This window comes from Brachyspira sp. G79, from assembly GCF_002379365.1.
In the GTDB taxonomy this organism is placed as follows: domain Bacteria; phylum Spirochaetota; class Brachyspiria; order Brachyspirales; family Brachyspiraceae; genus Brachyspira.
On the sequence record NZ_JQIU01000008.1, the window covers coordinates 1,308,350 to 1,317,434 of the forward strand.

Sequence of the window (9,085 nt, forward strand, 5' to 3'; positions counted from 1 at the left end):
TTGATAACAGAAACTATCATTTAATATATTTGAAAAATCTCTTAAAAAAAACGTACATCCAAATCAAAATATATTATACCTTCATATTTATTTTCAGATAAATATTTATATGGTATTAATAATCTAAAAGCATCCGCTCTAGCTGGTAAATTTTTATTTTGACTAAAAATATAATCAAATTTTTCAAAGCATGTATTTTTTTATTTCAATTTTTGGATTATAAGTTTTTATTTCAATATACTTTTCTATTTCACTAATATATTTATTGTTTAAATTTTCTTTTATAGTTTTATTATCAATCCATAAATATACTTTTTTATTTTCTTGTGTACATAAAAGAGATTTTATGGAAAAAACATGTTTTTCATTTATTTTTCCATACCAATATGCATGATAAGAAATATTCTTCTTCTCTGCTATATCATTATCTAAACTATTTTTCAAAAACTCTAATGTATATTCATTATCAGTATATAATTTCTCATCATTAATATGTTTGAAATTAGTATAACTATCCCCTGATACAGGCTGCGGAGGAAAGTGTAATTTTTTATTGAAAAAAACATAATTATTCCTTAATTATAAAAATAAAATACCCAAGTTTTTAATTAACTCAAGCCTTTTTTATATCAATAATTAATTTATTTATCTTCCTGCTTATTTTTATACTCTATAGCCTCATAAACTATTGGAACTACTACATCAAAATCAAGAGGTTTTTCTATAAGTCTGAATACTCCCTCAGCAATAATCTCTTTTACCATTTCAGTATTGCCGTAAGCAGTAATTATTATAATAGGTATAGAACTCTTTCTCTTTTTCATCTCTCTTATAAGAGAAAGACCTGTCATAGAAGGCATAAGCAAATCTGTAATAATAACATCTACAGGATTATGCTCTAATATAGTTATAGCCGATTTGCCATTTTCTGCTGTAACAACTTCAAGATTATGAGGTTCTAAAGTATATGTGATAAGATCCCTAATAGGCTCTTCATCATCTACAGCAAGTATTAAAGGTTTACCATTTATCATATTTTAATTCCCCAATATTAAATGTATTTAGATAGTCTGTAAAGAACATTTTTTTTGCCCAGAAGTTCGCATATATGAGATAATTCGCTTCCTGCGGCACTTCCAGTCAATACATAACGTATTGGGTGGTATAGATTAGGTCCTTTTAATCCTGTTTCTTTCTGTGCTTTTTTAATTAATGCTTTCATATATTCATCTGTGATTTCGTCAGTATTTTCTATATCGTTTTTAATAAATTGAAGAAGTTTTTTACTTTCTTCTTTGTTTACAAGCTCTTTCATATCATCTGTAAGCTCAAAATCATTTTCAAAAAATACTGGTACATATTTGACAATATCTGATAAAACAACGCAGTTATGTCTTATAACGGATACTAACTTTTTAGCCCAAGCATATTCTGTTTCTGTATAATTTTCTTTTAAAAATCCGCCATTAACTAAATACGGTATAAATAGTTTAGTTATTTCGTCCAAATCAGTATTTTTAATATGCCAAGCATTTAAATGTCTTAATTTAGCAGTATCAAAAATGGCAGGGCTTTTAGAGAAACGGTCTAATTTAAAAGCTTTAATCATATCATCATCAACCATAGTCTCCAAAGCATCTGGATGCGTCCAACCAAGCAAAGCTAAAAAGTTTCTCATAGCCTGGGGAAGATATCCTTCATCTTTATATTCCATTAAAGTAGCAGCCCCATGTCTTTTTGATAATTTCTTTCTGTCATTTCCTAGTATTGATGAAGTATGAGCAAATTTAGGAACTTCAGCACCTAATGCCTGATAAATAAGTATCTGTTTTGGAGTGTTTGATATATGATCTTCACCTCTTATAATATGAGAAATTTTCATAAGCATATCATCTATAACTACAGCATAGTTGTAGGTAGGAAAACCATTCTCTCTTACAATAATAATATCACCTATTTCATCACTGTTTGTCTTTACAATTCCTCTTACATAGTCATCAAAAGTAATAACCTGACCTTTAGGCACTCTGAATCTTATTTTAGCAGGCTCTCCATTAGCCACCCTTCTTTTAGCCTCTTCTAAAGGTATATCCTTACATTTTCCATCATAGATAATAGGCTGATTAAGAGTTCTCTGCATATTAGATTTTTTTTCTAACTCTTCAGAAGTACAAAAACAATAGTATGCTTTACCCTCTTCCATAAGTTTTTCAGTGTATTTTTTATATATATCAAGTCTTTCAGACTGAAAATATGGTCCGTAATCTCCTCCAACTTCAGGACCCTCGTCCCAATCTATACCAAGCCATTTTAATGATTTTATAGCCATGTCAACAGCTTCTTTTGTGCTTCTTTCTTGGTCGGTATCTTCTATTCTTAAAATTAATTTACCTTTTATAGCTTTGGCGTATAGCCAATTAAATAAAGCAGTTCTAGCATTTCCGATATGTAAAAAACCTGTTGGAGATGGAGCGAAACGAACTCTTATATCCGACATAAAAATTACTCCTTGTTCTTTTTAAACTTTCCTAATTATACATCAAAACAAATAAATATCAATTAATATAAATGTTTTATGCAAAAATAAATTTTTAAGCAAAATAATGATTATAAATATCTTAACTTATGATTAACAATATTTATTTACAGTATATATTAAGTAATTTATATATTAATTGATTTTTTATATTAGAACTTGCTTTTTTTTAAGGTTTATGATATAATTAATTATAATTCTATATTTGGTGTAATATGAGTAATATAGTTGTTGTTACAGCCCCATCAGCTGCAGGTAAAACTACTTTAATAAAAAAATATCTATCCAATCACCCCAACGCAACTTTCAGCGTTTCTTATACCACCAGACCTCAGCGTCCTAATGAAGTAGAAGGCAAAGACTATTATTTTATAGACAAAGAAAAGTTTGAACAAATGATTAATGAAGGCGATTTTATAGAATGGGCTTCAGTACATGATAATTACTATGGAACATCTTTCAAAGAATTAGAAAAGGCTGACGATGAAAATGTTATCTTAATACTGGATATAGATATTCAGGGGGCTTTATATATAAAAGAAAAAGGTATAGATGCAAATTATATATTCATAACCCCTCCTTCTATAGAGGAATTAAAGAAAAGACTAGAAGAAAGAGGCACTGAAACAGAAGAAAGTATCAAACTTAGAATATGGAATGCCAAAAGAGAATTGGAATATAAAGATAAGTTCGATGTCATTATACAAAATAATGATATTGAAGAAGCTTATACAAAATTAGAAGAAGCTATCAATTCTAAACTATAAAAATCAATTATATGGAGTTTAATATATGGGTATAATACCGTTAGAGAAACTTATAGAATATAAAGGTAACCGCTATGAACTTAGCAGAGCTATGATAGAATTAGCAAAAAATGGTTCTTCACTTCTTAAAGGAGAAACTAAATACAGAGGGGGAAAATACATACCTACTGTTATGAAAAATATACTTGATGGAAAAATTAAGTATGAATACGAAGAAGGTGTTGATATGACTATAGATGAAGAAGCACCTTTCAAACATAATCAAACTGTATATGATGAAAATGAATACAAATCTGATGAAGATACTTCAGAAGAAGAAACAGCAACAGAATATACATCTACTGATATAGATGATTCTGATGATGATTATGAAGATTATCAGGAAGATGATGAAAAACCTAAAAAAAGAAAAGAGCTTCTAAAAAGAAAGATGAATAAACAAAGTGAAAAAAATAGTTTTTATATCTGGTGCTACTGCATCAGGAAAAAGCAGTTTTGCTCATAAATTAATAGACAAATATTTTAATAATGCCGCCATAATATCTATAGACTCCATACAAGTTTATAGATATATGGATATAGGCTCAGCTAAACCTACCAAATCAGAAATTAGTAAATATAACTACAGAATGGTTGATATCCTTGAACCTAATATTAACTTCAATATAAAAGAATACCTTGATATATTTAAAAATGTTATTGAAAGTATTGATAATAAACCTATATTTGGTGTAGGCGGTACTGGATTTTATATAGACGCCATAAAATACGGAATATTTGATGAAGAAAATGACAGCAAAGAAAATTCTATAAAGATTAGAAAAGAGTTTTATGACAGAATAGATAAATACGGACTTGAAAGCCTATACTCTGAACTTTTAGAAATAGATAAAGAAACTGCTGAAAATATAGATAGGTTTAACAGCAGACGAGTTGTGAGGGCTTTGGAAGTTTACTATAACACTGGAAAAAAATTTTCAGAATTAAAAAAACAGAGAAAACCTGTGATAGATTTAGAATATTTAAGTTATATAATCAATATTGAAAGAGACATTCTTTATGATAATATAAACAAACGTGTTGATATAATGTTTCAAAACGGGCTTGTTGATGAAGTAAAAAAACTCATAGATATGGGTATTGATAATAGTTATACATCTATGCAGGCTATAGGATATAAAGAAGTTTATGATTATTTAATTAATAATTCTATGTCTTTGGAAGAAACTATTGAACTTATAAAAAAGCGTACTAGAAATTTTGCTAAAAGACAGCTTACTTGGTTTAGAAGAGAAGAACATATAAGGATAAATGAAAATGATTTGGATAAAGTAGCTGAAACAATAAAAAATTTTTATAATATTTAATTAGTAAAATAATAACATTATTAAATTTATACCTAAACAATTACAATTTGTCAAAAATTAATTTTTTTAATTTAAAATATTTGCAGGGCTTTGCTGCGAAGCACACAGTCGTGCCGTACCCCAAGTTCTTTTATTGATATAAAAGAACCAAAAGAACTACATTTGACAAAGTCAACCTCGCTCTGCATGCCGTAGGCAAGGTGTAGACTAAATTTTATGTATTACCATACATTTAATACATATATTTTAAATATAAAGTTCTAGCAATTGAGTTTTTCGCTCTGCGTGTCTTTGGCAGCAAGTTTTTTGTGCGGCAAAAAAGTTAATAATTCTATATAAAGTGCATCCGTTGACAAAATAAAACCGTTCCAGTATATACCAAAATTTAATATTTATATAATAATTTTAATGAACCTCTCCCCAGCTCATACCCTTATGTATATCAACTGTTATAGGCACATTAGTTTTTACCGAATGCTCCATTATCTCTTTCATTATAGTCATAGCCTTATCAACTTCTGCTTCTGAAACTTCAACTACTAATTCATCATGCACCTGCATAACTATTTTTGCAGTTTTAAAATGATTTTTAAACTCTTTATGTATAGCAACCATAGCTACCTTTATCATATCCGCAGCACTTCCCTGAATAAGGGTATTCAAAGCCATTCTTTCAGCCTCATTTCTAGCCATAGCATTTGATGAGTTTATAGTCTTAGATAAATCTCTTATTCTTCCGCACATAGTACGAACATAGCCTTTATTTCTTACTTCCTCAACAACTTCCTCACAAAAAGGTTTTACCCTTGAATAAGTAGAAAAATATCCTTTTATAAAATCTTCAGCTTCTTTTCGTTTTATACCAAGTTCTTTTGAAAGTCCGAATGCTGTTTTACCGTAAATAATAGAAAAGTTTATTATTTTAGCTATATTTCTCATTGAGGCAGTTACATGCTCTTTACTTACAGAATATATTTTCATTGCTGTTTTTCTGTGAATATCATCATTATTTTTGAATGCTTCTACTAATGCAGGATCATTACTGAAATGTGCTAATAGTCTTAATTCTATTTGAGAATAGTCAGCTGCTATAAGTAAATTTCCTTTTTCAGCTATGAATGTATTTCTTATCTCTCTACCCTCTTCTCCTCTCACTGGAATATTCTGCAAATTAGGCTCTGATGATGATAAACGTCCAGTAGCTGTTACTGTCTGATTAAATGAAGCATGTATTCTTCCAGTTTTTTCATTTATCAAAGTAGGAAATACATCAAGATAAGTATTTTTTAATTTGGCATATTTTCTGTATGTGAGCATATACTCAGCTATTTTATATTTCTGTGATAGTTCTGTTAATACTTCCTCATCGGTAGAAAATCCTGTTTTAGTCTTCTTTGTAGGAGGTATTCCCATTTTATCAAATAATATATATTCAAGCTGTTTAGGAGACTGAATATTAAACTCCTCCCCTGCCTCTGTATATATTTTTTTCTTTGTTTTTTCTAAAAGAGAAGAGTATTCATCAGATAATGCTTTCATCTTTTCGCTGCTTATATATACTCCGTCAAACTCCATATCAGCAAGTACGCTTACAAGAGGCATTTCTATATTAAAAAATAATTCCTCAAGATTATGTGTTTTTAAAAGCGGAGCAAAGCACTCATAAAATCTAAATGTTACATCTGCATCTTCGCATGCATATTCAACAACATCTTTTAAAGGTACTTCTAATAAAGTTTTTTTAGCATTATCTGTTATATCGCTGTATTTGATGGTATTATATGAAAGATACGCAATAGCCAAATCGTCCATATTATATCTTCCTCTTGTTGGGTTAATCAAATATGCAGCTACCATAGTATCAAAATACATATTTCCAAAACTTTTATTAATAGCCCTCATCATCTTGTATTCATATTTAAGATTATGCCCTATAACTTTTATATCTTCTTTAGCTAAAGTTTCAAATACCATATTCATGCATTTATCTTTATCTATATTTGTTCTACAACTTAAATCTAAATAAAATGCTTCATTAGACCTTATCGCAAAAGATATTCCTATTATAGTATCTTTAAATACATCAAGACCTGTAGTTTCAAAATCTACGCATACTAATTTTTTACTATTAATATCATTTAATAAATTTTTTAATTCTGTTTCATTTTCTATTAAATAATAGCTTGCTTTATTATCTTTGGCACTGAGTATTGGGCTTTCATCTTTTTTATCTTCTTTATTCTCCTCAGATTTAGATGAACCAGAAGTACTATTTGATATTTTTACCTTTTCTTCTTTTTTAATGCTTACTCCGTATATATAAGAATTAATTTTATCTCTTATTTGTTTTAATTCTAGTTCATCTAATATTTTATTAACTTCTTCAATATTTATTTTATTTTTTGCTATCTCATTATAATCCAAATTAAAATCTTTTATATTTTTTTCTATAGTAGCAAGTTTATAACTCATATATGCCATGTCTTTTGATTCAATTAATTTTTCCTGCACTTTTCCTTTAATAGAATCAATATTTTCATATATACCGTCCAAACTCTTATACTCTTCAAGAAGTTTTAAAGCAGTTTTCTCCCCTACTCCCTTAACTCCCGGTATATTATCAGAAGCGTCCCCCATTAAAGCAAGCAAATCTATTATTTGATTAGGATAAACTCCCCTCTTCTCTTTAACAGTCTCTTCATTATACTCCATAAGCTCATTATCTTTATTACTAGCCACCACCCTAACATCATCGCAAACAAGCTGAAGTATATCTTTATCTGGAGAGTAAATAATAGTTTTAATATTCTCTTTTTTATTTTTTTCAGAGATAGTTCCTACAATATCATCAGCCTCATAATTATCAAGAACTATTCTTGATATTCCCAAAGCATCTATCAAATTATAAAGTATAGGTATCTGACTTCTTAAATCATCAGGCATACTTTCTCTGTTTTCTTTATACTCTTTATATATTTCATTTCTAAATGTTTTTCTTGAGCTGTCTAAAGCTATAGCTGTATATTCTGCTGGATATGTATTTATAAGAGAAAAATAAGTTCTCATAAAACCATTAATAGATGAAACATTCTGCCCCTTAGAATTTAATAGAGGTCTTTTTAGAAAAATAAAGTGGTACCTATAAAGTATACCAAAAGCATCGATAATAAGAAAAGTTTTTTTCATAATATTTCCATATACTATTATTTTAATAGATTAATAAATATTAAACTATAACTTAATTATTATCGTAATTTTGCAGAAACATTTACAAAATATTCTCTGCTTGATATAGGATATCCTTTAATAGTTTCATATTTTACATCCAATATATTTTTTATACCCAATTTTAATGATATATCTTTTTTAAATACAAATGAACTTATTACATCAAAAGTAGTATAGGATTTGTCGGCTTCTGATTTTGTTGTATTATTGTATTTATCACCTATATACTGAACATTAAAAAGAATACTTGCCTCAAATTTACTGTTTTTACTATACACATATTCAAGAGAAGTATTAAACTGATGTCTTGGAAGTCCTGGAAGACTGTCATTTTGTACGCTTACATTATATAAATTTTGTCCTATTAAATATGAATAATTCCCTTTTATTTTTATTGTAGAATTAATATCCTTTACAGGTATACTGAAAGTTATACTTGTTTTGCTTCCTTGAGTAGTTAAATACTGATTATTATTAGTTAATAAATTTTTCTTAGAACTTACAAAATATACAGCCTCTATTGTTACTATATCATGGGGCTTTAATGCTAATCCTACATTTCCTCCTTGATAGAGATTCTGTGATTTTATATTGTTAGTATATCCCTTATTAAGAAGGGCAATATCCGTCTGCATATTAACAAAATATTTTCCTGTAAATGTTATTTGTTTAATTGGATTTATATTAAAATTCACATCTCCATTAACATATGACCTAAAATCAGCAGATGTACTTTTTTTAGTACTTCCTCCCCGCTCTTCTCCTGAAGTATTAAGGTTAAACTTTAATGAACTATTATTTTCATTTTTTAAATTATATTCAAGTAAATTCATCTTTCCTGTAGTTTTACTTTCATTTGTCTGAGTTTTCTTATATTTAATAGTTTTATCTGAATCCATTTGAACATCTCTTGATAGATTGACATATAAAAGTTTTTCTGATTCGGCATATTTTTTACTTAAAATATTATACACTATAGATCCGCTCAAAACATAATAATTTATATCTATAGAATCTATATTATTTTTATCATACAAAAAAAGATAAACCTTTTTCTCTTCATTATTTAATATTTCACCATTTAATATAAAAGTAGACTGAGAATATACTGTTTTATTTTTTATATCTATATTAGCATACTCTTTAATTAATCCTGCTATATTCTTTGACTTTGTAGGTTTTTATCT

General features: G+C 27.9%; 8 protein-coding genes. 3 read left to right on the forward strand and 5 right to left on the reverse strand.

Annotated elements, in window-relative coordinates; all coding sequences use genetic code 11:
• Positions 1 to 183: 183 nt before the first annotated feature.
• The 3 genes from KQ44_RS07140 to gltX form a co-directional block, all read right to left on the reverse strand.
• Entirely contained in the window at positions 184 to 444 is a 261-nt protein-coding gene (locus KQ44_RS07140; protein WP_096736835.1) for a hypothetical protein, read from the reverse strand.
• Positions 445 to 641: 197 nt separating this feature from the next.
• Complete coding sequence (locus KQ44_RS07145; protein WP_096736836.1) at positions 642 to 1,034, reverse strand: response regulator; 393 nt, start codon at positions 1,032 to 1,034, stop codon at positions 642 to 644.
• Between the two features lie 17 nt (positions 1,035 to 1,051).
• Positions 1,052 to 2,497, reverse strand: coding sequence for a glutamate--tRNA ligase (gene gltX, locus KQ44_RS07150; protein WP_096736837.1), 1,446 nt, complete (start codon positions 2,495 to 2,497; stop codon positions 1,052 to 1,054).
• A gap of 254 nt (positions 2,498 to 2,751) precedes the next feature.
• On the opposite strand from gltX, the gene gmk reads away from it, so the two are divergent.
• Genes gmk through miaA form a run of 3 tightly spaced genes read left to right on the forward strand, consistent with a single transcriptional unit; the run spans position 2,752 to position 4,670 of the window.
• On the forward strand, positions 2,752 to 3,303 hold the full coding sequence (gene gmk, locus KQ44_RS07155; RefSeq protein ID WP_096736838.1) for a guanylate kinase: 552 nt from the start codon (positions 2,752 to 2,754) through the stop codon (positions 3,301 to 3,303).
• Positions 3,304 to 3,328: 25 nt separating this feature from the next.
• The gene (locus KQ44_RS07160; protein WP_096736839.1) at positions 3,329 to 3,808 is read left to right on the forward strand and encodes a hypothetical protein; all 480 of its coding nucleotides are present in this window, start codon (positions 3,329 to 3,331) and stop codon (positions 3,806 to 3,808) included.
• Positions 3,747 to 4,670, forward strand: coding sequence for a tRNA (adenosine(37)-N6)-dimethylallyltransferase MiaA (gene miaA, locus KQ44_RS07165; protein WP_096736840.1), 924 nt, complete (start codon positions 3,747 to 3,749; stop codon positions 4,668 to 4,670). The genes KQ44_RS07160 and miaA overlap by 62 nt, the downstream gene beginning before the upstream one ends.
• Positions 4,671 to 5,075: 405 nt before the next feature.
• Here the strand turns inward: miaA and polA are convergent, their stop codons facing one another.
• Both polA and KQ44_RS07175 read right to left on the reverse strand, forming a co-directional pair.
• The gene (gene polA / locus KQ44_RS07170; RefSeq protein WP_096736841.1) at positions 5,076 to 7,856 is read right to left on the reverse strand and encodes a DNA polymerase I; all 2,781 of its coding nucleotides are present in this window, start codon (positions 7,854 to 7,856) and stop codon (positions 5,076 to 5,078) included.
• Between the two features lie 59 nt (positions 7,857 to 7,915).
• Positions 7,916 to 8,935, reverse strand: a complete 1,020-nt coding sequence (locus tag KQ44_RS07175) for a TonB-dependent receptor (RefSeq protein WP_240516530.1) — start codon at positions 8,933 to 8,935, stop codon at positions 7,916 to 7,918.
• Positions 8,936 to 9,085 lie beyond the last annotated feature (150 nt).

Excerpts from the sequence above, each read along its gene's own strand:
- KQ44_RS07145 (WP_096736836.1), bottom strand. The coding sequence starts at position 1,034 with ATGATAAATGGTAAACCTTTAATACTTGCTGTAGATGATGAAGAGCCT.
- gltX (WP_096736837.1), bottom strand. The coding sequence starts at position 2,497 with ATGTCGGATATAAGAGTTCGTTTCGCTCCATCTCCAACAGGTTTTTTA.
- gmk (WP_096736838.1), top strand. The coding sequence starts at position 2,752 with ATGAGTAATATAGTTGTTGTTACAGCCCCATCAGCTGCAGGTAAAACT.
- KQ44_RS07160 (WP_096736839.1), top strand. The coding sequence starts at position 3,329 with ATGGGTATAATACCGTTAGAGAAACTTATAGAATATAAAGGTAACCGC.
- polA (WP_096736841.1), bottom strand. The coding sequence starts at position 7,856 with ATGAAAAAAACTTTTCTTATTATCGATGCTTTTGGTATACTTTATAGG.